This window comes from Monashia sp. NPDC004114, assembly GCF_053603855.1.
This window is the reverse complement of the sequence record NZ_JBSGGK010000005.1, coordinates 191,026-214,961: the sequence shown is the minus strand read 5'-3', so window position 1 is coordinate 214,961 and position 23,936 is coordinate 191,026. Positions and strand designations below refer to the sequence as shown.

Genomic DNA, 23,936 nt, shown 5'->3' with positions numbered 1-23,936 from the left:
TCCTTTCGACGTCGACCACTGGTCGACCACGGACGCCCGTGGCATCTCCATCGTCGTCACACCCGTCACTTTTGGGATCATCCGATTCAGGTGAGACCGACGCAGCCGGCCCGCGTATGCCGCCCGGCACGGCTCAGCGCGGACGTGACGTGACGACGAACACCGAGTCGGTGCGCCAGTCCGCGACGGCCGCCGACGCCGTGCTGGGACCGAGCCGACGGGTCCGCGTGCCATCGAGGGCACGGTCGAGGTTGGACGCCTCGTCCACGGACCGGACCCCGTGACCGCCTGCTGAAAGGGCATCGCCGCCGCGGGTCGTCGTCGTCGGGGTGGTCGCCGGTGATGGGACGACGGTCACGTCGAGCTCGTCCTGCTCGAGGGACCTGGGGTCGAACTCGATCGTGCCGGTCACCACCATGAGCTGGTCGCGCAGTGACACCGTCCCGGCCTGCCAGAGCTCGTCCGACACCTGGCCGACGAGGTCGACGCTGGTGGCTTCGCCGGGCCCGAGGGCGACCGACCCAGCCGGGAACGCGTCAGTGAAGATCCCGTAGGTCTCCGTGAGGTCGAGCAGTGCCGCCCAGAGAGGCTCGGGGGTCGTGTTGACGAGACCCACAGTGAACTGCGGAGCGGTGTCACCGGCATAGGCGATGTTGACGGTGCCGCCTGCCCCGACCGGGCCCGAGGGTGTATCGATGGTCAGCTGCACGGCCCCGGCGGGCAGCTGCGTGCCCGGGTTCGACAGTCCGGAGAGCCGAAGCCAGCGGGCCACGTGTTCGAGCGCTGCGATGGTCCGCTGCTCACGGCCCTCGCCCGCCACGACGGGCACGAGCGGTCGAGTGACTCCGGGCCGCGTGATGACGAAGCCGCTGGGGGTCGCCTCGACGACAAGGTCGGCGACCTCGGTGCTGGTGCCCGAGGCCAGGTCGACGAGGGTCTCGTCGGCGTTGTCGGCCGCGGCGCGCAGAGCGGCGGTGCCCGCGTCGTCGCCGACGACGCACACCGTCATCGGTCGCAGCGGGATCGAGGTGACCACGGCGCGGTACACGAAACCGGGGTCGAGGTCCGGAGCGAGGGCCACGAGGCTGCGGTCGGGCAGGACCGTGGTCACCCGGGCGGTGGCGAGTGGAGACCCCGAGGTCGCCCCGGTCAGCGGGTACACGGCGAGCTCGGTCGTGTCGTCGCCGATCGGCTCAGGGACGCCGTGGACGGCGCCCGAGTCGATGGACCAGCCGTCCGGCATACGGCTCAGGGTCAGTGGCCGCGGTGTCGCGGGGATCGCGCCGCCGAGGAAGGGACGGTCGAGCTCGGTGGCGTCGGCCGACTCGAGCTGCGGGTGCTGGTCGGAGACGCGGCCCAGGACATCGGAGGTCACCATCCGCAGGACATCCCGGTACGACGGCCGCCCGTCGCCGCCGAGCAGCGCTGTCTCGAGCGCCGCCGAGAGCGCGCCCCGCTGGCGCCCGAGCACGGTCACCTCCTTGGCCCGCTCCGAGGACCGGCACGCCGCCAGCAGCACGTGACGCGCGATGGGCAGCGACCAGCGCGGGGCAGCATCCCAACGCGCGGTCGAGGCCGCTCCTGCCGTCGGACCTGTGGGCGCCATGGGAGGTATGAATGCCGTTGGTCCTGTGGGTGCCGTCGCTGCCGTAGACGCCACCGCTGCCACCGTTGCCGTCGGTGCGGTCGGTGCCGTCGGTGCCGTCGATGCCATGGCCGCGAGCCCGGCCACGCCGTCGAGGAACGTCGTCACGGGACGGGGCCTCGGGTCGACCGGAGCGAGCCGTACGACCTCGTCGGCGTCGCGCGTCCCCCCGCCGGAGTGGCAGCAGTCGAGCACGACGAGCACGTGGCAGCCGGAGGCCGCCACCCCGCCGACGAGGACGGCGAGCTCCTTGTCGGCAAGATCCCAGCAGCCCGGCTGGCGGCTGTCGAAGCACACGATCGTCTCGTTGCGGTGGTCGGGCTCCATCGGCCACAGCTCCTCGGGCGTGGCCTGCTGGGAGCCGTGCCCGCTGTAGTAGAACAGCGCGACGTCCTCGGCGCTCGCGCGGCCGAGGTGCTGGGTGAAGTGCCGGGTGACCGCGACCCGGGTGGCCCCGGCGTCGGTCAGAGTGAGCAGGTCGAGGTCGTCCGCGCCGACCCGCTGCCGCAGCACGTCGGCGAAGACCACGACGTCGTTGACGCATCCCTGCAGCTGCGGCACGGGTGACGGGTAGGCGTCGATGCCGACGAGGAGGGCGTAAAGGCGACCAGGCATGTCACGAGGCATCCGACAGCATGGCGGTCTGCCAGGTGCCGGGATGGTTCTGGTTGTCGGAGGACCGGTCGGGGTTGCTGCTGAGCATGGACCGAAGCGCCCAGGAGTGGGGGAGCGGGAACGCGTCGCTGATGTTGAAGTTGAGCCCGAGGACGGTACCCCGCGAGGGTGCCAGGTCTCGTCCGATGGAGCTCCACGGCACCTTTGCCTCGAGCTCGTACCCGTCGGAGGTGTTTCGCCGCGCGACGGTGATCTCGGGATGGGCCTTGCCCTTGACGAAGACGAGCACGCCGCCCCGACCCGTGCCCACGGGGTTGATCGCGGCCGCGGCGCCACGGTCGTCGTTCTCCAGCAGACCGATGATGACGTGGAAGTCGCGGCCCGGACGCAGGGGTGCGCTGCTCTTGAGCTTGCTGGGGTCGGGACCGATCTCGAACGACACCCCGTCTCCCTGGAACCAGGCCGACGCCGGGGCCTGGACCGGCCGAATGTCGTCGTCGGTGACGATGACGTGCACGTAGAGGCCGTCGGCATCCCAGAGGGCCTGCCACTGGCCGCGCAGGCCGGGCTGGCGGTCAGGCGACGGTGTGATGGTCGCGGTGATGTCGTGGAACGGGATGGAGCGCCAGTCGTCGAAGGACCCGTCGATCGTCGGAGCGACTGGGGCGCAGCCGATGGTGAAGTCCGAGCCGGCCGTGTTGCCGAGCTGCTCCGACGAGCCGCACGCGACGGAGACGAGGGGGCTCTTCTGCAGCAGGCTGGGCAGGAACCGCCAGGCGACCAGGGCGGCGACGATGACGGCGAGGAGCAGGAGCGGCCGCACCAGCTTGCTGAAGCGGAAGCCATGATGCGCCGACTCCTCTGCCGAAGGCGGGGGCTCGTGTCTCGGGGGCGGACCCTCCTGGTGCGGCGGTTCCCCGCCCGTGAGCGGCAGGGCTATGGTCGGCGGCGCTCCGCCGCTGCCTGCGGCCTGGGGTTCCCCGCCCGGGACCCCGGTCGCTCCGACGTCATGGGCCCCGGATGGCCCGCCGCCGGTGCCCGGGGGCAGGTCCGGGGCCGGCGCCCGATCTGGACCGCCATCGACGCTCGGCCGGACCCGCTCGATGAGCTCGGTGACGTCCTGGTAGTCGGGTTGCTCGGCCGCGATCTGCTCGAGCATCGGCAAGGCCGTGCCAGGCGCCTGCGCCGCCAGGGCGCCCTGTGCGGCGTCGTAGAGCGACTCGAGTCGAGACTCCGTGCGGCGGGTCGATGCGACCGGCTGCGCCGTGACGGTGAACGGCTGGTCGGTGCCGGACCTGAGCAGGACGGCGGTGCCCCATTCGGACGCCTCGTCGGACACGGCCATGGCCTTGCGGACCTCGCAGATGGCGGCATCGATGCCGAGCCCACGGGACAGGAAGTAGTAGAACTCGTGGCTGAAGACGAGAGCGGCCCGGTCGGAGATCTCGGTCTGCATGGCCACGACCGCGGGCAGGCCCTGGCGTACGAGCGCCTGTCCGACGCCCGAGAAGGCATCGCGACCCGATGTGCGAGCTCCCTCGCAGGCGTTGAGGACGGCGAGCTGGAGGCCGCGCGCGTCGTGCAGCAGGGTGCCGAGGCGCACGCCGCTGACCCGGTGGGCGGTGCCGTCCTCGCGCTCGAGGACGAGCACCCCTTCCTGGGCCTGCTGGTCGAACCCGCCGTGCCCGATGAAGTGAAAGACGTGGTAGTCGTCGAGCAGGGCTCGTTGCAGGGAGGTTAGGGTCGCGTCCTCCAGAACGACGATCTCGAGCTGCCCGGCCTTGACCAGGTCACCGGTCGTGGCGCGCAGCAGCTGCTCCTCCCGTTCGACCGCGAGCTCGGGCATGTCGCTCGGGCTCGAGATCATCACCAGGACACGCATCGGTGGCTCGACCTCGACGGCCGGAGGCCGGTCGGCCGAGTCGATGAGCCGCACGACCGGCGTTTCCTGCGACAGGGCGAGGAAGCGGTCGAGGCGCGTGTCGTAGAGGTACTCCCAGGGCACCGGGTCGAGGTCGGGCACCGCGTCGAGGCGAAGGCGCAGTCGCAGGTCCTTGCCCTGGCTCGTCGCTGTCGTCAGGCTCTCCCGGAAGGCCCGGGCCACCTCGCCGGCGAGCAGCGCGTCACCGAGCCGGCGGCCATAGTCCTTGACGTCGACCACTCTCGCCTCGGCAGGCACGAGCCGGCGCGAGGAGACCCTCGGCGGCCCGACGGCATTCATGAACTGCGCGAGCTCGACGAGCGAGAAGGGGAGCGTGAAGGGCGCGGAGACCTGGCCGGCGGGCGACGCGACGACGCGTGCGGCATACCCCTGGCCCTCGCGGGTGACGGCGAGGTCGAAGTCGAGATAGTCACGGCTCATGGCAATCCTCGGTCTGCAGGAACCGCACCTGCACTCGACAGTACGCTCGGCCACATCGGGTGATACACGATTTCTGCCGGACACGCCCGATTGGTAGAATTTCGGTGAGCACGCAGCAGTGCGTGCGCGGACGAGGGAGCCGTACCCGCCCAGCGACAAGACGGCCAGAACGGTTTGCCATGTTCTGGCTTGTCCTGGTCATCTCGGGAGCGCTGGAGGCCGTGTGGGCCACCGCGCTCGCCGCGTCTGACGGCTTCCGCCGTCCTCGAGCGACGGCCTTGTTCGCCGTCTCGCTGCTGCTCAGCATGGTCGGCCTCGCCTGGGCGATGACCGGGCTGCCCGGCGGGACGGCATACGCCGTCTGGGTGGGCATCGGTGCCGTCGGCACCGTCCTGCTCGCGGTGGCCCGCGGCCAGGAGCGGCTCAGCGCCGCCCGCGCCGTGCTGCTCGTGCTGCTCGTGGCGTGCGTCGCCGGACTCAAGGCGGTGGCATGATGCCGTGGCTCGTCCTGCTTGCTAGTGCCGTTCTCGAGGCTGTGTGGGCGTCCGCGCTCGCGGCCTCCGACGGGCTGTCCGTGCTCGTGCCGAGCCTGGTGTTCTTCGTCGCCGGGACCCTGAGCATGGTGGGCCTGGCCCGCGCGACGCGCTCGATCCCTATCGGCACCGCGTATGCCGTGTGGACAGGTGTCGGGGCAGCGCTCACCGTCGGCTGGGCGATGGCCTTCGGCGGTGAGGCGTTCTCCTGGGCGAAGGCGCTGCTGCTCGCCGGGATCGTCGGAGCGGTCATCGGCCTCAAGGTCGTGGGGCACGGGCCGCGGCCCGACGATCTTCCTCAACCAAACGGTTGACAAAGGCAGAAGGCGAGCTCTAGAGTAGTTATCAACCAATTGGTTGATAACGAAGGAGCGCATCGTGACCGACGACCGGCTGTCGCGAGTCTTCGCCGCACTCGCCGACCCGACCCGCCGCGACATGGTCGCGCGCCTGACCGACGGCGACGCGACCGTCGGGCAGCTCGCCGACCCGTACGGGATGACGGTCCAGGCGGTCTCGAAGCACCTCAAGGTGCTCGAGGAGGCCGGCCTGGTCACCCGCACCCGCGAGGCGCAACGCCGACCCGTCCATCTGGAAGCGGAGGTGTTCGACCTCATGACCAAGTGGATCGAGCGCTACCGCCGGCAGGCCCAGGAGCGGTTCACCCGCCTCGACGCCGTCCTCGCCGAGCTGCAGGAGTCGGACGCGGAACGCGCACAGGGCACCCCACACCGCACATCACAAGGAGAAGCATCATGACCATCCAGACCTACCCGCAGGGCACCCACGAGACGACCATCGAGGCCGACCCGAACGTGCCGACCGTCAAGATCGTCCGCGACTTCGACGCCAGTCCGGACACCGTGTTCACCGCCCTGACCGATCCCGACCTCGTCGCTCGCTGGCTGGGGCCCAAGGACACCCTGATGAACCTCAAGCAGTGGGAGGCGACCACCGGTGGCAGGTACCGGTACGACGCCGTTCGTGGCGGCGAGGTCATCGCGAGCTTCTACGGCTCGTTCCACGAGGTCCGGCGTCCGCAGCGGATCGTCCAGACCTTCACCTGGGAGGGCATGCCGGACGGCGTGAGTCTCGACTGCACGACCCTCGAGGACCTCGGCGACGGCCGCACCCGCGTCGTCGTGCTGTCGGTCGTCGACTCGTTCGAGATCCGCGACGCCATCCTCGCGAGCGGGATGGAGTCAGGGGTGCTCGCCGGATACGAGGAGCTCGACGCGATCTTCTCGGAGCAGGCCCAGGGCTGAGCCACTGCTGCGCCGGCGAGGGGTCCGGCGACCGCACCGGTCGCCGGACCCTCGACGGTTTCGGGCTCCGCGCTCGGGACCCTCGACGTTCGCCGGGTCGAACCCATCGGCCCTCACTAGGCTCCCGGCATGGGTTCCTGGTGGCTCGAGGCGCTCGGCTGGGTCGGGTCCGCGGTGCTGGTCTGGTCGCTGCTGCAGACGCAGCTGCGGCGGCTGCGCGTGATCAACCTCGTCGGCTGCGTCATCCTCATCGTCTACAACGGCATCAACCACGTCTGGCCGATGGTCGGGCTCAACATCGTGCTCGGCGCGATCAACATCTGGTTCCTGGCACAGATGTCCCGCGAGCGCCACGACGCAGCGAAGTTCACGGTGCTCGAGGTCGAGGGTGACGACACCTACCTGCGCCACGTGCTGCGCCGACACGAGGCGGACATCCGCGAGACGCACCCCGAGTTCGTGCACGACCCGTTCACGGGCGACCCGGCGTTCCTCGTCCTGAAGGGCGACGAGACGGTCGGCGTCGTCGTCATGCGCGACGCAGGCGCCGCCACCGCACAGCTGCTCGTCGACTGGGTGACCCCGCGCCACCGTGACCTCACGCCAGGGGAGTTCGTCTTCGGTCCCGACGGGCCGTTCCGGCGACGCGGCTACCATCGCGTCGTCATGCCGCCGGGGATGGTGGAGCCGTACTACGAGGGGCTGGGGTTCCGCCGCGAGGGTGACGCCTACGTGCTCTGATGTCGCCTGAGAGAGGTGGGGCCGCGGCGTGCCGGTGGTGTGGTGGTGCTGCCGGGCGTGCGGCTGTGGTGTGGCGCCGTGGGCTCAGACGAGCCGCTGGCACCTGGCCATGAAGCGGTCGGGGTCGACGACCGCCCGGTGCACCTCGCCGCGGGCGACCTCCTCGCCGTCAACGTCCTTGACGGTGACGTGACAGACCAGGCGACGGCCGTCGTTGATCGGCTCGGCACAGAGCACCACGACCTCGGAGCCGACCGCGCTGCCGCGGATGTGCTCCATCTTGACCATGGTCCCGACCGTTGTGTGGTCCGCGTCGATGCTCTGCTTGCACACCTGGAACGCAGCGTTCTCGCACCACGTGATGAGGCGGGGGGTGGCCAGAACCTCGAGGTCACCGCTTCCGATCGAGGCTGACGTGTCGTCGGCGGTGACGGTGTGGTGGAACTTGCGCATCGGCATTGGACGAGTCTGACAGAGAACTCTGTAAGTGCCGATCTCGTCTCCACTGGCGAGTCAGCGCGAGCCACGGACCCGGCTGGGAATCGGTCTGCGTGTCCCGCTGTGCGCGGCCGCGCACTGCTGCAAGTCTGGCCAGGTGACCACGCACCTGTGGGTCCTCGGCGTCGCGCTCGGCGTGACCGCCGTGATCAACTGGGGCTCGGTGCTGCGGGGCGACTACATCGTCGAGCGGATCACCAAGCCGTTGTTCGTGCTGCTCCTCATGGGCGTGGCGTGGTCGCTCTACTGGGAAGGGCGGGTTCCCGGGTCGCCGACCCTTCTGCCCGTCATCGTGGCCCTCGCGTTCAGCCTCGTCGGAGACGTCGCACTGCTCAACGCCACGGAGGTCCGGTTCCTCGTCGGGGTCGGAGCGTTCCTGCTCACCCATGTCGCGTACGCCTGGGCCATCCTCGAGACGCCGAGGGCGACCGGATTCCCGTGGTGGTTCCTCGGAGCCGTGCCCGCCGTGCTGGTCGCCCACCAGCTCGTCGGCCGGGACATCGTCCGCCACGCCGGGCACAACCGGGGTCCGGTCTTCATCTACCAGCTGGTCCTCACGGCGCTGGTGCTCGTCGCCGCATGGAAAGGCGATCCGGTCGTGGTCATCGGCTGCGCGCTGTTCATGCTCTCCGACTCGATCCTCGGGCATGACCGGTTCGTGCACGAGCGCCGCTGGGCGCCGCTCGCCGTCATCCTCACGTACCACCTGGCCCAGGTGCTCATCGTCGTCGGGCTCTTCCGCTGACCGCCCCCTGCCGCCCCACCCCCTCGAGTGGCCGCGTCGTCACGTCACCCAAGCCGGGGTATGCCGTCGAGTGGCCGCGTCGTCACGTCACCCGGGCCGGGGTATGCCGTCGAGTGGCCGCGTCGTCACGTCACCCAAGCCGGGGTATGCCGTCGAGTGGCCGCGTCGTCACGTCACCCAAGCCGGGGTATGCCGTCGAGTGGCCGCGTCGTCACGTCACCCAAGCCGGAGAGCTCTTGAGCGCCCTTGCATCTGGCGCTGGATCGCCAGATCCATGGCGTGGCTTGAGAAGAACCGAGGCTCAACCCTCGCGAGGTTGAGGTCGCCGATGTCGACATGGAGCAACTTCGCGAACCGGATCAGCGTCGTGCGCCGAGCGCCCGCACCGTTCAGATCGTCATTCCAGATCTCTTCCACCTTCCAGCCGTCGTCCCGCAGCCCGGTCGCTCGCCGCTTGTCGCGCCGCCGGCGCGCGATTCCAGAATGGAAGAGTCGTCCCTGGTACTCCCCGACGACCTTGACCGGCTGCCCATTAGGGTCTACCAGCTCCCAGACCAGGTCACCCACACCAAGGAGTAGGTCGGGGTCCCACGAGGCGAAGATGGGTTCATTCAGCTTGGGCTCAGGCAACCCGCCCCGCGAGAGGACAAGGCGTGCGACGGACTCACGGGCAGAGGCAGATCCAACTCGGATCTCGCCGTAAGCCTCGAGCAGGGTTCGCTTGCCGCGGGGGCGGACTCGCGAAAGAACACTTGTCAGGAGTGGTTGCCGGCTGCCGAGCCTGGTAGCACAGGCGTCCCCGAGGACGACCAGGTCGTCCAGTCCCACGGGCTTGCCTCTGCCTACGAGCTCTCCTAGGTCCGTCCAGGTATCGGCCAGGCCGACCACGGGTAGCCCGCCCACCATGACAACAGCTCGTGGATGGAGGGCGCGGTGCCCGACAAATCCGGAGATGCGAACTCGGTTCTTGGTGATCGGCCGAAGGACATGAAGCCGATCGTCGTCCGCCATCGCATACGAGATCGGGAGATCCAAGAGGCGCGCAGCCGTGACGTGAGAGAACGCGCTTCCGTCAGGCACAACCGATAGCGCCGCATGACAGGCGACGTGAAGGTCGTGTCGTGCCGCCGCTGCGAGGTGATCGATGACCCAGTGATCCGTGGACTGTGTTGAGTGCATGAGATGACCGTGGCCCCGCTGGATGTTCGGGGGTGATGCGGCGAGAGTTCTGTGGATAACGCCTGGGCGACTGCCGGGGATGTTGAGCCGCGGCCGGGACCGCGGGGCCACTCGACGGGGATTGGGGCTGCCGGGCGGTGTGGCTGGCGGGCCACTCGACGGGGATTGGGGCTGCCGGGGGTGTGGCTGGCGGGCCACTCGACGGCATACCCCGGCTTGGTGTCGCGACCATGGGGCCACTCGACGGGGGTGGGGTGTGGCTGCGGGGCCACTCGTCGGGATTGATCCGGGAGCCCTGCGCTAACCTTGGGCACATGGCTGGTCTGCTGCTCCTTCCGCAGCCGCGTTGACCAAAGCCGGGTTCCCGGCATCAACGCGGCTCCCCCTCCTGCGCGAGGGGTTTTCTTTTGCCCGAAGCACGCGATCACCCACGATGCGACGAAAGAGATCGACATGAGCGAGCAGACCCAGAGCGAGCAGACGCGAGGAAGCCGGGACGAGACCCCGTTCCGCTACACCGCGCAGCTGGCGCAGACCATCGAGAACGACTGGCAGGACCGCTGGGAGGAGGAGGGGACGTTCAACGCGCCCAACCCCGCCGGTCCGTGGGCCGAGCCCGAGAAGGTCGCGAGCCTCGGCGAGAAGCTGATCGTCCTCGACATGTTCCCGTACCCCTCAGGTGCCGGACTGCACGTGGGGCACCCGCTCGGGTACATCGCCACGGACGTCTACAGCCGCTACCACCGAATGCTGGGCAAGAACGTCCTGCACGCCCTGGGGTACGACGCGTTCGGCCTGCCGGCGGAGCAGTATGCCGTCCAGACGGGCCAGCACCCTCGTAAGACGACCGAGGAGAACATGACCGTCATGAAGCGCCAGCTGCGGCGTCTCGGCCTCGGCTTCGACAACAGGCGCAGCTTCGCGACGATCGACGAGGACTACTACCGCTGGACGCAGTGGATCTTCCTGCAGATCTGGGATGCCTGGTACGACACCGAAGCGGTCCGTGCCGACGGCGGTCGCGGCAAGGCGCGCCCGGTCTCGGAGCTGGTCGAGGAGTTCGAGTCGGGCCGGCGGACCGTGCTGAGCCAGGACGGCCGGGGGTGGGGTGAGCTCGGCTCGACCGAGCAGGCCAAGGTGCTGGACGGCTTCCGCCTGGCCTACCAGTCCGAGGCGCCGGTGAACTGGTGCCCGGGCCTTGGCACCGTGCTGTCCAACGAGGAGGTCACCAACGAGGGCCGCTCCGAGCGCGGCAACTTCCCGGTGTTCCGGCGCAACCTCTCGCAGTGGATGATGCGGATCACCGCGTATGCCGACCGGCTGGCCGACGACCTCGACGGGGTCGACTGGCCCGAGAAGGTCAAGCTGATGCAGCGCAACTGGATCGGCCGGTCCCAAGGTGCCCGGGTGACGTTCCCGGTCGTGACCGCCAGCGGGGAGACCGCGGGCATCGACGTCTTCACGACCCGCCCCGACACGATCTTCGGCGCGACGTTCATGGTCGTCGCGCCCGAGCACCCGATCGTGGACTCCCTGGTCCCGCAGGGCGACTGGCCCGACGGCTCGAAGGACTCCTGGAAGGGCGTCGACGGGGACGCGGGCGCGACCCCGAAGGCGGCTGTGGCGGCATACCAGCTGGCTGCATCGCGCAAGGGGGACGTCGAGCGGCAGACGGAGGGGCGCGACAAGACCGGCGTCTTCACCGGCTCGTGGGCGACGAACCCCGTTACGGGAGAGCGGATCCCGGTCTTCGTGGCCGACTATGTCCTGATGGGCTACGGCACCGGAGCGATCATGGCCGTGCCCGGGCAGGACGTCCGCGACTGGGAGTTCGCCGAGAAGTTCGATATCCCGATCGTCCGCACGGTCCAGCCGGATGAGGGCCACCCGGACGACGAGCCCTTCCTGGGCGACGGGGTCGCGATCAACTCCAGCAACGACCGGGTCTCCCTCGACGGGCTCCATGTCGCGGACGCCAAGGCGCGCATCATCGCGTATCTCGAGGACGCCGGCATCGGCCATGGCACGGTGAACTACCGCATCCGGGACTGGCTGTTCAGCCGTCAGCGCTACTGGGGCGAGCCCTTCCCGGTGATGTTCGACGACGACGGGGTCGCGTATGCCGTGCCGGACGACCAGCTGCCGCTGGCCCTGCCGGACGTGCCCGACTATTCCCCGAAGACCTTCGACCCCGACGACGCGACAAGCTCGCCGGAGCCGCCGCTGTCCCGCGTGCCCGAGTGGGTGAACGTTCAGCTCGACCTGGGCGACGGCCGCGGACCGCGCCACTTCCGCCGCGAGACCAACACCATGCCGAACTGGGCCGGCTCGTGCTGGTACTACCTGCGCTACCTCGACCCGGCCAACCACGACGCGTTCGTGGACCCGGAGAACGAGCGGTACTGGCTGGCCCGCCACGGCACGCCCGTCGCCGGGGCGCCCGACGGCACGGTCGACCCCGGAGGTGTGGACCTCTACATCGGCGGCGTCGAGCATGCGGTCCTGCACCTGCTGTACGCCCGCTTCTGGCACAAGGTGCTGTTCGACCTCGGCCACGTCGCTAGCGAGGAGCCGTTCCGGAAGTACTTCTCACAGGGGTACATCCAGGCCTACGCCTTCACCGACAGCCGCGGCCAGTACGTACCGGCCGCGGAGGTGCAGGAGCAGGCGGGCGGCCACGGCGACGAGGCGACGTTCGTCTGGAACGGCCAGCAGGTCAACCGTGAGTACGGCAAGATCGGCAAGTCCCTGAAGAACTCCGTGAGCCCGGACGAGATGTACGACGCCTACGGCGCCGACACCTTCCGCGTCTACGAGATGTCGATGGGGCCGCTGGAGCTGAGCAAGCCGTGGGAGATCCGCGCCGTCGTCGGCAGCCAGCGCTTCCTGCAGCGACTGTGGCGCAACGTCGTCGACGAGGAGACGGGCGCGGTGCGAGTCGCCGACGTCGAGCCGGACCAGGCACTGACCACACAGCTGCACCGCACCATCGCGGGCGTCCGTGAGGACTACGACGGGCTGCGGTTCAACACCGCCATCGCCAAGCTCATCGAGCTGAACAACGCCGTCACGAAGCTGGACATCCCTCCGCGGGAGGTCGTCGAGGCGCTCGTGCTCATGATCGCCCCCATCGCTCCGCACATCGCGGAGGAGATGTGGCGGCGGCTCGGTCACGAGGGGGGCATCACCTATGCCGCCTTCCCGGTCAGCGACGCCGCGAAGATCATCGAAGAGCTCGTCACCTGCGTCGTGCAGATCAAGGGCAAGGTGCGCGACCGGATCGACGTCGCCCCTGACATCTCCGAGGACGAGCTGCGCGAGCTCGTGCTCGCACGCGACAAGGTCCGCGCGGCGACCGAGAACGGCGTGCGCACGGTGATCGTGCGCGCTCCGAAGCTGGTCAACGTCGTCCCGGCCTGAGCGCCGACAGGCCGCGAACCACGCACCACGGCTCATCCCGTGGGAAGGTGCGTTCGTGGCCTGTCGACCTCTGGCGGGTCCTGCATCATCGACGTCCACCGGCGGAAGGAGCGAAAGATGACCATCCGGATCGTCACGGACTCGACGGCATACCTGCCCGATGAGATCGTGCGCAAGCACGGCATCGAGGTCGTGCCGCTGCACGTCATCGTCGGCGGGCGGGACCACATCGAGGGCCGCGACATCTCGGCCGCCGAGGTGGCCGCCGCCCTGCGCGAGTACACCATCGTCACGACGTCACGGCCGACCCCGCAGGTGTTCGCAGAGACGTACGCGCGGCTCGCGGACGAGGGCGCGACCCAGATCGTGTCGATCCATCTGTCGTCACAGATGTCGGGCACGGTAGAAGCGGCGCGCCTCGCTGCTGCCGAAGGCCGGGTGCCGGTTGAGGTGGTCGACAGCGAAACCATAGGAATGGCAATGGGATTCGCGGTCGTGACCGCAGCCGAGTCCGCGAGTGGCGGTGCAGACGTCAAGGCGGTCGTCGACTCCGCGTGGGCCCGCCTCTCGCCCTCCGGGGTGTTGTTCTACGTCGACACACTCGAGCACCTGCGTCGCGGCGGCCGGATCGGAGCGGCGTCGGCGCTGCTCGGTTCGGCACTCGCCATCAAGCCGATCCTCGCGGTGCGAGGCGGGCGAATCGTGCCCGTCGAGAAGGTACGCACGGCCGCCCGGGCGGTCGCGCGGATCGAGGCGATGGTCGTGGACCACGTCAAGGCCGGCGGAAAGGTCGTCGACATCGCCGTCCACCATCTCGACGCCGCGGAGCGGGCCGACCAGATCGCAGCCGACCTGCGCACCATGGTGCCGGGATCGCCCAAGGTGTTCGTCGTCGAGCTCGGCGCCGTCGTCGGAGCGCACGTCGGCCCGGGTACGGTCGCCATCGCCGTCGCTCCCCATCCGTGCGAGCCCCTGCCCGGTCCATCGGAGGTCACCGGGTCGTGACGACGGGCACACTGCTCGGCTGGGTCGCTGCGGTTGTTGTCGCCTTCCTCATCGGCTCGGTCAACCCTGCCACGATGATCGCCAAGGTCCTCGGAAAGGACCTCGCGGCGTCCGGATCAGGCAACCCCGGAGCGACCAACGCGGGGCGGGTGCTGGGGCGCAAGTGGGGTGTGCTCGTCGGCGTTCTCGACGTGCTCAAGGGCTTCGTGCCGACCTTCGCTGCCGCGCAGTGGTTCGGCCCACACGTCGCGTATGCCGTGGGCATCGCGGCCGTGCTCGGGCACATCTGGTCCCCCTTCCTTCGCGGACGCGGTGGAAAGGGCGTCGCGACGACGCTGGGCGCGATCCTCGGCGCGGCCCCGTGGGTGGCGCTCGTGGTCCTCGTCGTGTTCGCCGTCAGCGTGGCCCTCACCCGGTGGGTCGCGGCGGGCTCAATCTTCGGTGCCCTGTCGATCATCGTCGTGGCCGTGCTCGTATGGACCGGTCACGCACCGGGCGACGTCTGGACGGGAGTGTGGCTCACGGCGGTCGCGGCGCTGATCATGTGGCGACACAAGAACAACGTCATCGGCTGGTGGCGTCAGCGGCACCTTCCCGACGCCTGACCGGACGCCGGGGGTGGGCTATCCGTTGCGGACGGGGCCTGCGCCGCCCGCCCCGTTGCGGACGGTCCCCGCGCCGCCCGCCCCGTTACGGACGAAGCCGCCGCCACCGAGTCCACGCAAACCGGCGTTGTTCGTCGGGATGGCCGCCGAGACGTCGGCGATGACGACCACGTCACCCTGACTCAGGCCCGAGAGCACCTGGGCATAGCCTCCACCGACGGCGCCGAGGACGACGTTGCGGGTCTCCGGCGTGCCGTTGACGATGACGCTGACGGTCCCCGAGCCACCCGTTCGGCCACCCACCGCTGACACTGGGACGCGCAGCGTGTTCGCGCTGCCCCCGACGTCGACGGAGACCGTTGCCGACGAGCCCGACGCGAGCGCGACCGACGGGTTCGGGACGACGACCTTCGCGGGGTAGGTCGGCGAGGAGCTGGTCGAGCTCGAGGCCGGCAACAGGTCGACGGACGTCACGGAGCCGTCCTCCTGCTTGGTGCCGCCCGCAGGCGTGATCGCGGCCTTGAGCCCTGTGGTCACGAGCTTGACGTCCGCGAGCGGGACGTTGACGGTGACCTGGGCCGCGCCGTCGCCGACGATGACGACGCCCTGCGACGAGGTCGCGGTCTGCCCGGGGACGAACGCGACCGAGGCGACGACGCCGCTGATCGGCGCCTTGAGCGTCGCGCCGTCCAGGTCGGCCTGCGCCTGGTCGACGGAAGCCTGGGCCTCGAGGATCGCCACCCGGTCGGAGGCGATCCGGCTGCTCTGGCTCTGCGTCGAGCCGGCGTTCGACCCACCCGAGCCGCCCGAGCCTGAACCGCCGGAGGGCCCGTTCCCGGTCGGCGAGCCCGATCCTCCGGTGCCGCCGTTACTCCCGCTAGTGCCGCTGCTCCCGCTACCGCCGGTGCCGCCGGCGCCGCTGTTCGAGGACTGTGACGAGGGACCGGAGCCGCCCTGGGCCGCCTGGGAGGCCGCCGCCGCGGCGGCCGCCGCGGCCACCTGCTGAGCCAGGTGGGTGACGCTACCGGCCAGCTGGGTCAGCGCGGCCGTCGCGGCCTGCTGAGCGTTCGCAACGGTACGGAGCGCAGCCGCACAGGTGGCGAGCTCGGCCTCTGACGGGCCTGCCTGCGTCGTGCCGGTCGGTGCCGGCGTGCTCGCTGTCGGGTCGGGGGTGCTCGTCGGCGTCTCGGTCGGTCGCTCGCTGGGCGTCGTGGTTGCCGAGCCGGTCGGCGACGTCGGAGAAGCAGTCGACGAGCTGGTGCCGCTCGGCTCGGGGGTGCCGGTGGTCGTCGGGCCGGCCGAACCGGTCGGCTGGGGAGTGCCGGTCAGCGAGAACGAGGCCGGCCGTGCGTTACCGCGGCTGGGCGGACCCGAGGCGCCTCTGCCCGTACCGGTGTTGACGAGGACAGGTGCGCAGGCGGTCTGCTGGCCGGCCATCGCCGCGTCGACCTTGCGCTGCGCCTGCCGGAGACCGCTCAGGTCGATCGAGGTCCCGGAGCCACCGGCGGATGGGTGGGAGGTGGACCCGTGTGATCCGGACGGGGTGGACGTGGAACTGCCGCCGGGCGTGGAGGAGGCCCTTCCAGAGGACTGCTTGCCCGTCGAGGTCTTTGCATCCGAGCTCGACCCGGTGGGCGAGGAGCCGGAGCCGCCGGACCCCGATGAGGTGGACGCGGACGAGGACGCCGAGGAGGACGTCGAGGTCGAGCTCTCGTCGGCCTCGAGGCTGGCCTCGGCCTGGGCCAGGGTCGCCTCTGCGTCGAGGAGCGTCGCGCGCAGCGCGGTCGGGTCCATGGAGGCCAGGACGTCCCCGGCCTTGACCCGCTGACCCACCTGGACGGACACCGAGCTGACCGTGCCACTGGCGGGGAACGTCGCCGTCAGCTGGTCGAGACGGCTCACGGACCCGGTCAGGGTGAGGACGGAGTCGACCGGTCCGGTCGTGACGCGTGCCGTGCGGTACTGACCGGTCTCGTCCGACGTCTGACCCAGCGCGACGGCATATCCGCTCGCCAGCACCAGCACGGCGGCAGCCGAGCCACCGACCACGAACCAGCGGCGGCGAGGCGTGCGACGGTCAGGCATTGGGAGTTCCCGTCGGAGTGGCACCCGGCCGGCCCCCGCCACCACCGAGCCGGAACCCGGTCGTGCAGGACCCGTCGACCGGCTGGCTCAGCTGGATCATGGTCGCTGTGACGGCCCCCGTGTCGTCAGCCTTCCCGAAAGCGGTGAGGCACACGCCGACCTTCACTGCAGATGCGGTTGCCTTGCCAGCAGTCGTGAATGTCGTCGACGCCGCATAGGTGACGGTGACCGGGGATGTCGCGGCGCTCGTCGTGCCGTTCTGGTCTCGCCGGGCGATCGGCTGCACCGTGAACGAACCACCGTCGATAGCGGTCACCTTGCCCGTCGCGCCGCGGAACTGGGCCCCGAAACCGTTGGGAGCACCACTAGGTGTCCCTGAACCTTGCGGCGGCGCGGTCGGCCGGGGTGTGCCGCTGCCGTTCCCGAAGCCGCCCGCGCCGGGGCCTGCGCCGCCGGGGCCACCGAAGCCACGGCCACCGGCCAGGCCGTTCGTCTCGCAGGTGCCGTTCGTCGCGGGGAAGATCTCGACCGTCGCGGCGGCCACGGTCGTGGCATCGGCAGAGCTGGCGCTCGGCGTGCTCGTGGGGGTCGAGCCAGCTGTTCCGGCCGGTCGGGCGGGTCGGGCCGACACGCAGTCACCCACGCGCAGGCTGGACGCGGTGGTCGCGGTCTGGGCGGTGAACTGGGTGCTCTTGGTCCACGTGACGGCGGTCTGTGACTGGGTGCTCTGCACCTGGGCCGTGTCGCCCGTGACGTCCGCGACGAGCCCGGACGTGCCGGGGAAGCCTCGCCCGCCCTGCCCGCCGCCGAACTGGCCCTGCCCACCGGCGGAACCACCTTGGGCGCTGCCCTGGGCCGGTGCGGTGGCAGCGCCGGCGGTTGGAGTGGCACCGCTGCCACACGCGGCGAGGGCGAGCACAGAGGCGAGCGTGGCAGCGGCGGCCAGGACGGGGCGGGTGCGTCGGTCGACGGCGTGGATCATCTCAGTACTCACTTCTGGTCAGGACGGGGTCGTCGGGTGGGTCTAGACGGGGACTGCGCGCGGTCATTCGCTGCGGAGTGCGTCGATGGGCGCGAGTCGGGCGGCTCGGTTGGCGGGGTAGACGCCGGCGGCCACCCCGATGACGAGAGAGACGAGCAGCGCGGCGGCCGCGGCCTCGATCGAGAGCGATACGGGCTGGCTGATGAGGCTGGGAAGCACGAGGGCTCCCACCAGCCCCAGAGCGAGCCCGAGCACACCGCCGACGAGCCCGAGCAGGCTTGCCTCGACAAGGAACTGGCGCAGGATCACCCTCGGCGTGGCGCCGAGCGCCTTGCGCAGACCGATCTCCCGGATCCGCTCGGTGACGGAGACGAGCATGATGTTCATGACGCCGATGCCGCCGACGAGCAGGGAGATGGCCGCGATACCGGCGAGCAGTACGGTGAGGATGTGCGCGGTGTTCGTGGCCGTCTGCACGAGCGACTCCTGGCTGCTCAGCGTGAAGTCCGCCGTGGCGGCGGTGACTCCGTGCGCGGTGAGCAGGGCGTTGTTCGCCTCCTGGTATGCCGCCGACAGGGTGTCCTGCCCCGCGGCCTCGAGGTAGATGGTCGAGACTGCCGTGCCTCCGCTCGAGAAGGAGTTGGCGTACGTCGTCGCGGGCACGACCACCTGGTCGTCCTGGTCGCCGCCGATGGTCGATCCGGCGGTGTTGAGCACGCCGACGACGGTGAGCTCGACTCCGCCGACCGTCATCGTCTCGCCCACCGGTGACCGGGGGCCCCAGAGCTCCTGGGCCGTGGTCGAGCCGATGACGGCGACCCGTCCAGCAGCTGACTGCTCGGCCTCGGTGAAGAACCGGCCGGTCTGCACGGTCCGCGCTCGTACGCCCAGCCACGACGGTGTCGTGCCGACGATGCTCGTGGTCCAGTTGGTGCCGTTGGCGACGACGGCCTGCTGCGAGGACGTCACGGGGGCCACCGCGGCGATGTCTGGGGCGACCGAGCGGTCTTCGAGCACGGCGACGTCGGCGCTCGTCAGCGTGGTCGCCGAGCCGAAGCCGCCCCGTATGCCGCTGGTGCTCGTCGAGCTGCCCGGCGAGACGATGAGCAGGTTCGAGCCGAGCGAGTTGATCTGGTTCGCGACCTGCGCCTGGGCGCCCTGCCCGAGGCCGACGGTGAGGATGACGGCGGCGATGCCGATGAGGATGCCGAGCACCGTCAGGGCCGAGCGCATCCGCCGGGTCCGGATCGCGTCGAGTGCGGTGCGCAGGGTCTCGACCCAGCTCATCGCAGCACCCCCCGGGCCGCCATGCGGGAGCTGTCGCCCGTGACCTGGCCGTCGAGGATGTCGAACCGCCGCTCGGCACGCTCGGCCACGTCGTGCTCGTGGGTGATGAGCATGATCGTGCGTCCCTGGGCGTGCAGCTCCTCGAACAGCATCAGGACGTCGGACGAGGACGCGGTGTCGAGGTTGCCCGTCGGCTCGTCGGCGAGGATGAGGTCCGGGTTCGTCACGAGGGCACGCGCGACGGAGACCCGCTGCTGCTGGCCGCCGCTGAGCTCGCCCGGCTTGTGGTCGACGCGCTTGGCGAGGCCGACGCGCCCGAGAGCCTCGAGCGCACGCGTACGGCGCTCGTCACGGGGCACACCGGCATACGTCAGCGGGAGCTCGACATTGCGCCAGGCGCTGAGCGTCGGCAGCAGGTTGAACTGCTGGAAGACGAAGCCGATTCGCCGGTTGCGCACGTCCGCGAGCTGGCGCTCGCCCATCGCGCTGACGTCCTCGCCCGCGAGGTGGTAGCTGCCAGAAGTGGGCACATCGAGGCAGCCCACGATGTGCATGAGCGTCGACTTGCCAGACCCGGACGGGCCCATGACCGCGACGTACTCACCCTCGTCCACCGAGAGCGAGACGCCGCGTAGCGCCTCGACGCTGATGCTGCCGGTGCTGTAGCTCTTGCGCACCTCGTGGAGCTCGATGATGCGTGGTCGTGTCATCACCGGCCCTGGCCACCTCCCGGAGCACCGCCCGGAGGTGCCCCGAAGCCGCCGCCGAAGCCGCCGCCGCCGAAGCCACCGCCGAGTCCGGTGCCGCCGAAGCCGCCGGTCCCGGTACGTCCCCCATTGGTGCCCGTACCGGTCCCGGCCCCCCGCTGGAAGGTGGCGACGTTCATCTCGACCTGGTCGCCCTCGGCCAGGCCCTTGGTGATCTGGGTCTGGGCGCCGAACACCTGGCCGACGGTGACCGGTGTCGTCACCGTGGCGCCGTTCTTCACGAGTGAGACGACGGTCTGCCCGTTCTCGGTGCGCACGGCGAGGGTGGGCACGGTGAGGACGTCGTTGAGCTGCTTGACGACGATCGACACGGACACCGACGTGCCCGCGTAGAGCCCGGTGGGCTTGCCGGTCACCGCGATGGTCACCGGGAACTGCGCGACGCCGCTCGAGCTCGATGACGCGACGATGCCGACGGTCTTGACCGTGCCGAACACGGGCGTCGCGGATCCGGTGGGGATGATCGTGGCCTGCAGGCCGGCCTTGATGCTCGGCAGGTCCGCGTTGGTGACCGAAGCCGTCACGATCCACGAGTTGGTCGAGATCACGGTGACTGCCGCTGTCGAGGAGGACTGGGAGCTCGAGCCGTTGGCGCCGCTGGAGCCGTTGCCCGCGCCGCCGTTGCCGCCCGAGCCTCCGGAACTACCTGTGCCGGAAGAGGATCCGCTGACACGATCGCCCACCTGGGTGTTCACGCTGGCGATCACCCCGTCGAACGGCGCGGTGAGGGTGGCGCCGGCCAGCGCCTCTTGCGCCGAAGAGAGCTTCGCCTTCGCCGAGGCGAGCTGTGCGTTGGCGGCGGCGATCTGAGCCGTGGTTCCTGAAGAGCTGTCGTCGACCTGGGTCTGCGCCTGGTCGACCTGGGACTGGGCGAGCTCGACCTGGCTCTGCAGCGACGTGTCGTCGATCGTCGCGAGGCGCTGACCCTTGGTCACCTTCTGCCCGACGGTCGCGTCGAGGGTGGTCACCGTCCCGGCTGCACTGAACGACAGGTCCGCCTCGTTCGAGGGCTCCAGAGTGCCCGTGGACGAGACGGTCTGCTGCAGCGTCGTGCGAGACGCCGTGACGGTCCGCGTCTGAGCGGCCGCGGCGTTCGGGTCCTGGCGCCGGCTCAGGGCGAACGCACCAGCAGCCCCTGCCACGAGTACGGCTACCGCGACGACGACCATCCATCGGCGCAGTCGCCGGCGCCCTCGCGGGCGCCGCCCGCTCGCGGCCGTCTCCGCCGCCTCGTCCATCTCGGCTGGGTCGGCGGCTGCTTCAGGCCCGGGTATCCCGGCCCCGCCTGGCTGGAGTGGCTCGTCCATGTGCGGCGGACGTTCGGGTGGGGCAGTCGTCACGGGTAGTCCTCCGAAAAGTCCCCTAGGTTGAGTTGTTCTCAGGACGCTAGAAACCGCGGCTTGAAACCAGCGATGGAATTGCTGTGCTGAGGCTGTGGGACCGGACACTTGGGGCGTTTGGCACCAAGCCCGAATCCCGTGTTGCGGAAGGGGACCCATCGTGCGGGCGAGCCTGCGCGCCCGGCCCGTCACGACAAGTCCGGACCTGTCCTCGAGAGTTTTCGAAACTCCTGCCGCGCGACTCGCGCGGGTCTACGTTGGCCTGGTCCGACAGGGTCAACGGCGACCCTCTCGGGGTCGCCCAGCCGAGGAGCGACATGAAGAGCACAGGAATGCGCGCGCGGCTGGTCTTGGCAGTGGTGGCCGTGGGGTCACTGCTGATCGGGGGGCAAGCCGCAGCAGCGCCGGGGGGAACAGGTTGGAACTCTGCCGGGGGTGACCGGCAGAACACGAGATACGCGGCGAACGAGTCGAAGATCTCGCCTGAGACAGTTCGGAACGGCGGCCTCACCGAAAAGTGGGAGGTCACGACCGGGGGTGACGTCTCGGCGACGCCGGCGGTCGACGGACAGCAGGTGTACTTCCCGGACTGGTCCGGCAACCTGTACGCCGTCAACCGCGCCAGCGGTGCGGTGGTGTGGCAGAAGAAGATGTCCGACTACACCGGGGTGCCCGGCGACAAGGCCCGGGCGACGCCCGCCCTGTCCGACACGGCCCTCGTCATCGGCAACCAGGGTCCCTTCGGCGGTGGAGGCGCCGTCGTCGCCGTCGACAAGGCGACGGGCGCCTTGCTGTGGAAGACCCAGCTCGAGAGCCACCCGACTGCGGTCATCACGCAGTCGGCGACGATCTTCGACGGCGTCGTCTACGTGGGGACGTCCTCGCAGGAGGAGGCGTACTCGGTGATCCAGGGCTATGTGTGCTGCACCTTCCGGGGCAGCATGGCAGCGCTCGACCTCCGGACCGGCAAGATCCTGTGGAAGACGTACATGACGCCTCCGGGCTACCCCGGCGGAGCGGTCTGGGGCAGCTCGCCGGCGGTCGACACGAAACGCGGGTCCGTCTACATCGCGACCGGCAACAACTACAACCTTCCTCAGAGCGTCCTGGACTGTGTCGCTGCGGCGCCCCCGGCGGACAAGAAGGCCTGTCTGCCCGCCAACGACTACTTCGACTCGATCCTCGCGCTCGACCTGCGCACCGGTGTGGTCAAGTGGGCGACCTCCGCGATCTCCTTCGATGCGTGGACGGCCGACTGCATCCCCGGCATTGGAGACGGGTCCAACTGCCCGGAGCCTCAGGGCCCTGACTACGACTTCGCCCAGGCGCCGGCGCTGTTCAAGACCACGACTGGGCGTGAGCTCGTCGGCGTGGGCCAGAAGAGCGGACAGTACTGGGCGCTCGACCCGAGCACAGGGCAGGTGGTCTGGATGACCGTGGCCGGACCGGGTGGCACGGCCGGCGGCCTCCAGTGGGGATCAGCCGTCGATGGCAAGCGGGTCTACACCGCCAACGCGAACAGCAACGTCAAGCCGTGGACGCTGCCCGATGGGTCGGTCACCACTACGGGTGTCTGGTCCGCGCTCGACGCAGCGACGGGACAGCTCCTGTGGCAGACCGTGCCAAAGCACGGCGGCGGTACGTCCGGACCAGTGACGACAGCCAACGGCGTCGTTTTCGGGTGCTCCCTCGACGATAACGGTTACATGTATGCCCTTGATGCGGCCACCGGGGCGCAACTCTGGGAGTTCGCCAGCGGTGGGTCGTGCCTGTCCGGCGCGGCGATCTCGAACGGCACGGTCTACTGGGGCTCGGGCTACAGCAACTTCGGCTTCGGGACGCCGAACAACAAGCTGTATGCCTTCAGTGTGAAGTGACTTCGAGCCGGGGCTCGGCTCAGGGGGGAGGGGAGGGATCGGCGACGCGGGGGGCGGCCCCGCGTCGCCGACCCTCGTTCGTGACGGTGGGTCGCGGCATACCTCAGCGAGGCTGGTGGCTCAGAAGACGATGGTGCGTCGACCCGAGAGGAACACGCGCGACTCCGCGTGGTCACGCACCGCCCGTGAGAGCACCCGCCGCTCGACATCACGGCCGATCGCGACGAGCCGCTCGGGCGACTCCGCGTGGGTCACGCGGACGACGTCCTGCTCGATGATCGGGCCCTCGTCCAGGTCCGCGGTGACGTAGTGGGCGGAGGCGCCGATCAGCTTCACGCCGCGGTCGTGCGCCTGGTGGTACGGCTTGGCGCCCTTGAAGCCCGGGAGGAACGAGTGGTGGATGTTGATGGCCCGACCCTCGAGATCCGCGCACAGGCTGTCGCTGAGGATCTGCATGTAGCGAGCTAGGACGACGAGGCCGACATCGTCGGCATCGACCATGCGCAGCAGCTCTGCCTCCGCTTCGGCCTTCGTGTCCGAGGTGACCGGGATGACCGTGAACGGCAGCCCGTAGTACTCGACGAGGCCCCGGCAGTCCTCGTGGTTGGACACGACGCCGACGATGTCGATCGGCAGGTCGCCCGACCTCCAGCGGTAGAGGAGGTCGAGCAGGCAGTGGTCGAACTTGCTGACGAGGATGATGGTCCGGCAGTGCTCGTCAGCGGGCCGGACGGCCAGGTGCTGGTGGGCGACGGCCGGGCTCTGCCGGATCGCCTCGAGCACCGCGTCGACATCGGCGGCATCGGCGTCGAACACGGTGCGCATGAAGAACAGGCCGGTGGCCTCGTCGGAGTACTGCTGGTTCTCGACGATGTTGGCCGAGACCGCAAGCAGGGCCGACGATACGGCCGCGACGATCCCCGGCCGGTCGTCGCACGTGAGCGTCATGATGTGCCTGGCCATTGGAGCAGTCTGGACCAGTCGC

At 69.9% G+C, this 23,936-nt stretch carries 20 protein-coding genes and 1 riboswitch; of the genes, 10 read left to right on the top strand and 10 right to left on the bottom strand.

Annotation, left to right across the window (positions count from 1 at the left end; translation table 11 throughout):
• Positions 1 to 133: 133 nt before the first annotated feature.
• Positions 134 to 2,260, bottom strand: a complete 2,127-nt coding sequence (locus ACWEOW_RS09205; RefSeq protein ID WP_452268884.1) for a caspase family protein — start codon at positions 2,258 to 2,260, stop codon at positions 134 to 136.
• A 1-nt stretch (position 2,261) separates the two neighbouring features.
• Positions 2,262 to 4,622, bottom strand: a complete 2,361-nt coding sequence (locus ACWEOW_RS09200) for a CHAT domain-containing protein (RefSeq protein WP_452268883.1) — start codon at positions 4,620 to 4,622, stop codon at positions 2,262 to 2,264.
• A gap of 105 nt (positions 4,623 to 4,727) precedes the next feature.
• Positions 4,728 to 4,791: riboswitch (guanidine-III (ykkC-III) riboswitch) on the top strand.
• A 10-nt stretch (positions 4,792 to 4,801) separates the two neighbouring features.
• On the opposite strand from ACWEOW_RS09200, the gene ACWEOW_RS09195 reads away from it, so the two are divergent.
• The 5 genes from ACWEOW_RS09195 to ACWEOW_RS09175 all read left to right on the top strand — a co-directional run bounded on the left by ACWEOW_RS09195 (position 4,802) and on the right by ACWEOW_RS09175 (position 7,161).
• A complete protein-coding gene (locus ACWEOW_RS09195) occupies positions 4,802 to 5,116 on the top strand; it encodes a DMT family transporter (RefSeq protein ID WP_452268882.1) in 315 nt (104 codons plus the stop codon).
• Positions 5,116 to 5,469, top strand: a complete 354-nt coding sequence (locus ACWEOW_RS09190) for a DMT family transporter (RefSeq protein WP_452268942.1) — start codon at positions 5,116 to 5,118, stop codon at positions 5,467 to 5,469. Before ACWEOW_RS09195 ends, ACWEOW_RS09190 begins: the two co-directional genes overlap by 1 nt.
• Positions 5,470 to 5,530: 61 nt before the next feature.
• Positions 5,531 to 5,914 carry an ArsR/SmtB family transcription factor gene (locus ACWEOW_RS09185; RefSeq protein WP_452268941.1) on the top strand — a complete coding sequence of 128 codons (384 nt, stop codon included), beginning with the start codon at positions 5,531 to 5,533 and terminating at the stop codon, positions 5,912 to 5,914.
• Positions 5,911 to 6,420 (top strand): SRPBCC family protein, encoded by a 510-nt coding sequence (locus ACWEOW_RS09180; RefSeq protein WP_452268881.1) that lies wholly within the window; start codon positions 5,911 to 5,913, stop codon positions 6,418 to 6,420. The genes ACWEOW_RS09185 and ACWEOW_RS09180 overlap by 4 nt, the downstream gene beginning before the upstream one ends.
• A 129-nt stretch (positions 6,421 to 6,549) precedes the next feature.
• The gene (locus ACWEOW_RS09175; RefSeq protein ID WP_452268880.1) at positions 6,550 to 7,161 is read left to right on the top strand and encodes a hypothetical protein; all 612 of its coding nucleotides are present in this window, start codon (positions 6,550 to 6,552) and stop codon (positions 7,159 to 7,161) included.
• An 84-nt stretch (positions 7,162 to 7,245) separates the two neighbouring features.
• On the opposite strand, the gene ACWEOW_RS09170 is transcribed toward ACWEOW_RS09175, so the two are convergent.
• Entirely contained in the window at positions 7,246 to 7,620 is a 375-nt protein-coding gene (locus ACWEOW_RS09170) for a thioesterase family protein (RefSeq protein WP_452268879.1), read from the bottom strand.
• A gap of 136 nt (positions 7,621 to 7,756) precedes the next feature.
• Here ACWEOW_RS09170 and ACWEOW_RS09165 point away from each other — a divergent pair, with 136 nt between their 5' ends.
• On the top strand, positions 7,757 to 8,404 hold the full coding sequence (locus ACWEOW_RS09165; protein WP_452268878.1) for a lysoplasmalogenase: 648 nt from the start codon (positions 7,757 to 7,759) through the stop codon (positions 8,402 to 8,404).
• Positions 8,405 to 8,620: 216 nt separating this feature from the next.
• Here the strand turns inward: ACWEOW_RS09165 and ACWEOW_RS09160 are convergent, their stop codons facing one another.
• Positions 8,621 to 9,583: a hypothetical protein gene (locus tag ACWEOW_RS09160; RefSeq protein WP_452268877.1), complete on the bottom strand. Its 963-nt coding sequence runs from the start codon at positions 9,581 to 9,583 to the stop codon at positions 8,621 to 8,623.
• A 453-nt stretch (positions 9,584 to 10,036) separates the two neighbouring features.
• Between ACWEOW_RS09160 and ACWEOW_RS09155 the strand changes: the two genes are divergently transcribed.
• The 3 genes from ACWEOW_RS09155 to plsY all read left to right on the top strand — a co-directional run bounded on the left by ACWEOW_RS09155 (position 10,037) and on the right by plsY (position 14,613).
• Positions 10,037 to 13,003, top strand: a complete 2,967-nt coding sequence (locus tag ACWEOW_RS09155) for a leucine--tRNA ligase (protein WP_452268876.1) — start codon at positions 10,037 to 10,039, stop codon at positions 13,001 to 13,003.
• Between the two features lie 117 nt (positions 13,004 to 13,120).
• Positions 13,121 to 14,008, top strand: a complete 888-nt coding sequence (locus ACWEOW_RS09150; RefSeq protein WP_452268875.1) for a DegV family protein — start codon at positions 13,121 to 13,123, stop codon at positions 14,006 to 14,008.
• On the top strand, positions 14,005 to 14,613 hold the full coding sequence (gene plsY / locus ACWEOW_RS09145; RefSeq protein ID WP_452268874.1) for a glycerol-3-phosphate 1-O-acyltransferase PlsY: 609 nt from the start codon (positions 14,005 to 14,007) through the stop codon (positions 14,611 to 14,613). The genes ACWEOW_RS09150 and plsY overlap by 4 nt, the downstream gene beginning before the upstream one ends.
• Positions 14,614 to 14,631: 18 nt before the next feature.
• Here plsY and ACWEOW_RS09140 read toward each other — a convergent pair whose 3' ends face one another.
• The 5 genes from ACWEOW_RS09140 to ACWEOW_RS09120 all read right to left on the bottom strand — a co-directional run bounded on the left by ACWEOW_RS09140 (position 14,632) and on the right by ACWEOW_RS09120 (position 21,041).
• Complete coding sequence (locus ACWEOW_RS09140; protein ID WP_452268873.1) at positions 14,632 to 16,698, bottom strand: HlyD family efflux transporter periplasmic adaptor subunit; 2,067 nt, start codon at positions 16,696 to 16,698, stop codon at positions 14,632 to 14,634.
• Positions 16,691 to 17,680, bottom strand: coding sequence for a DUF5666 domain-containing protein (locus ACWEOW_RS09135; protein WP_452268872.1), 990 nt, complete (start codon positions 17,678 to 17,680; stop codon positions 16,691 to 16,693). The genes ACWEOW_RS09140 and ACWEOW_RS09135 overlap by 8 nt, the downstream gene beginning before the upstream one ends.
• Before the next feature lie 63 nt (positions 17,681 to 17,743).
• Positions 17,744 to 18,967, bottom strand: a complete 1,224-nt coding sequence (locus ACWEOW_RS09130; protein WP_452268871.1) for an ABC transporter permease — start codon at positions 18,965 to 18,967, stop codon at positions 17,744 to 17,746.
• Positions 18,964 to 19,677 (bottom strand): ABC transporter ATP-binding protein, encoded by a 714-nt coding sequence (locus ACWEOW_RS09125; protein WP_452268870.1) that lies wholly within the window; start codon positions 19,675 to 19,677, stop codon positions 18,964 to 18,966. The genes ACWEOW_RS09130 and ACWEOW_RS09125 overlap by 4 nt, the downstream gene beginning before the upstream one ends.
• Positions 19,677 to 21,041 carry an efflux RND transporter periplasmic adaptor subunit gene (locus ACWEOW_RS09120; protein ID WP_452268869.1) on the bottom strand — a complete coding sequence of 455 codons (1,365 nt, stop codon included), beginning with the start codon at positions 21,039 to 21,041 and terminating at the stop codon, positions 19,677 to 19,679. The genes ACWEOW_RS09125 and ACWEOW_RS09120 overlap by 1 nt, the downstream gene beginning before the upstream one ends.
• Positions 21,042 to 21,391: 350 nt before the next feature.
• Here ACWEOW_RS09120 and ACWEOW_RS09115 point away from each other — a divergent pair, with 350 nt between their 5' ends.
• Positions 21,392 to 22,951, top strand: a complete 1,560-nt coding sequence (locus tag ACWEOW_RS09115) for an outer membrane protein assembly factor BamB family protein (RefSeq protein WP_452268868.1) — start codon at positions 21,392 to 21,394, stop codon at positions 22,949 to 22,951.
• Between the two features lie 120 nt (positions 22,952 to 23,071).
• On the opposite strand, the gene purU is transcribed toward ACWEOW_RS09115, so the two are convergent.
• A complete protein-coding gene (gene purU, locus ACWEOW_RS09110; RefSeq protein ID WP_452268867.1) occupies positions 23,072 to 23,914 on the bottom strand; it encodes a formyltetrahydrofolate deformylase in 843 nt (280 codons plus the stop codon).
• Positions 23,915 to 23,936: the final 22 nt, after the last annotated feature.

Excerpts from the sequence above, each read along its gene's own strand:
- ACWEOW_RS09205 (WP_452268884.1), bottom strand. The coding sequence starts at position 2,260 with ATGCCTGGTCGCCTTTACGCCCTCCTCGTCGGCATCGACGCCTACCCG.
- ACWEOW_RS09200 (WP_452268883.1), bottom strand. The coding sequence starts at position 4,622 with ATGAGCCGTGACTATCTCGACTTCGACCTCGCCGTCACCCGCGAGGGC.
- ACWEOW_RS09195 (WP_452268882.1), top strand. The coding sequence starts at position 4,802 with ATGTTCTGGCTTGTCCTGGTCATCTCGGGAGCGCTGGAGGCCGTGTGG.
- ACWEOW_RS09190 (WP_452268942.1), top strand. The coding sequence starts at position 5,116 with ATGCCGTGGCTCGTCCTGCTTGCTAGTGCCGTTCTCGAGGCTGTGTGG.
- ACWEOW_RS09180 (WP_452268881.1), top strand. The coding sequence starts at position 5,911 with ATGACCATCCAGACCTACCCGCAGGGCACCCACGAGACGACCATCGAG.
- ACWEOW_RS09175 (WP_452268880.1), top strand. The coding sequence starts at position 6,550 with ATGGGTTCCTGGTGGCTCGAGGCGCTCGGCTGGGTCGGGTCCGCGGTG.
- ACWEOW_RS09170 (WP_452268879.1), bottom strand. The coding sequence starts at position 7,620 with ATGCCGATGCGCAAGTTCCACCACACCGTCACCGCCGACGACACGTCA.
- ACWEOW_RS09160 (WP_452268877.1), bottom strand. The coding sequence starts at position 9,583 with ATGCACTCAACACAGTCCACGGATCACTGGGTCATCGATCACCTCGCA.
- ACWEOW_RS09155 (WP_452268876.1), top strand. The coding sequence starts at position 10,037 with ATGAGCGAGCAGACCCAGAGCGAGCAGACGCGAGGAAGCCGGGACGAG.
- ACWEOW_RS09150 (WP_452268875.1), top strand. The coding sequence starts at position 13,121 with ATGACCATCCGGATCGTCACGGACTCGACGGCATACCTGCCCGATGAG.
- ACWEOW_RS09140 (WP_452268873.1), bottom strand. The coding sequence starts at position 16,698 with ATGCCTGACCGTCGCACGCCTCGCCGCCGCTGGTTCGTGGTCGGTGGC.
- ACWEOW_RS09135 (WP_452268872.1), bottom strand. The coding sequence starts at position 17,680 with ATGATCCACGCCGTCGACCGACGCACCCGCCCCGTCCTGGCCGCCGCT.
- ACWEOW_RS09130 (WP_452268871.1), bottom strand. The coding sequence starts at position 18,967 with ATGAGCTGGGTCGAGACCCTGCGCACCGCACTCGACGCGATCCGGACC.
- ACWEOW_RS09125 (WP_452268870.1), bottom strand. The coding sequence starts at position 19,677 with ATGACACGACCACGCATCATCGAGCTCCACGAGGTGCGCAAGAGCTAC.
- ACWEOW_RS09120 (WP_452268869.1), bottom strand. The coding sequence starts at position 21,041 with ATGGACGAGCCACTCCAGCCAGGCGGGGCCGGGATACCCGGGCCTGAA.
- ACWEOW_RS09115 (WP_452268868.1), top strand. The coding sequence starts at position 21,392 with ATGAAGAGCACAGGAATGCGCGCGCGGCTGGTCTTGGCAGTGGTGGCC.
- purU (WP_452268867.1), bottom strand. The coding sequence starts at position 23,914 with ATGGCCAGGCACATCATGACGCTCACGTGCGACGACCGGCCGGGGATC.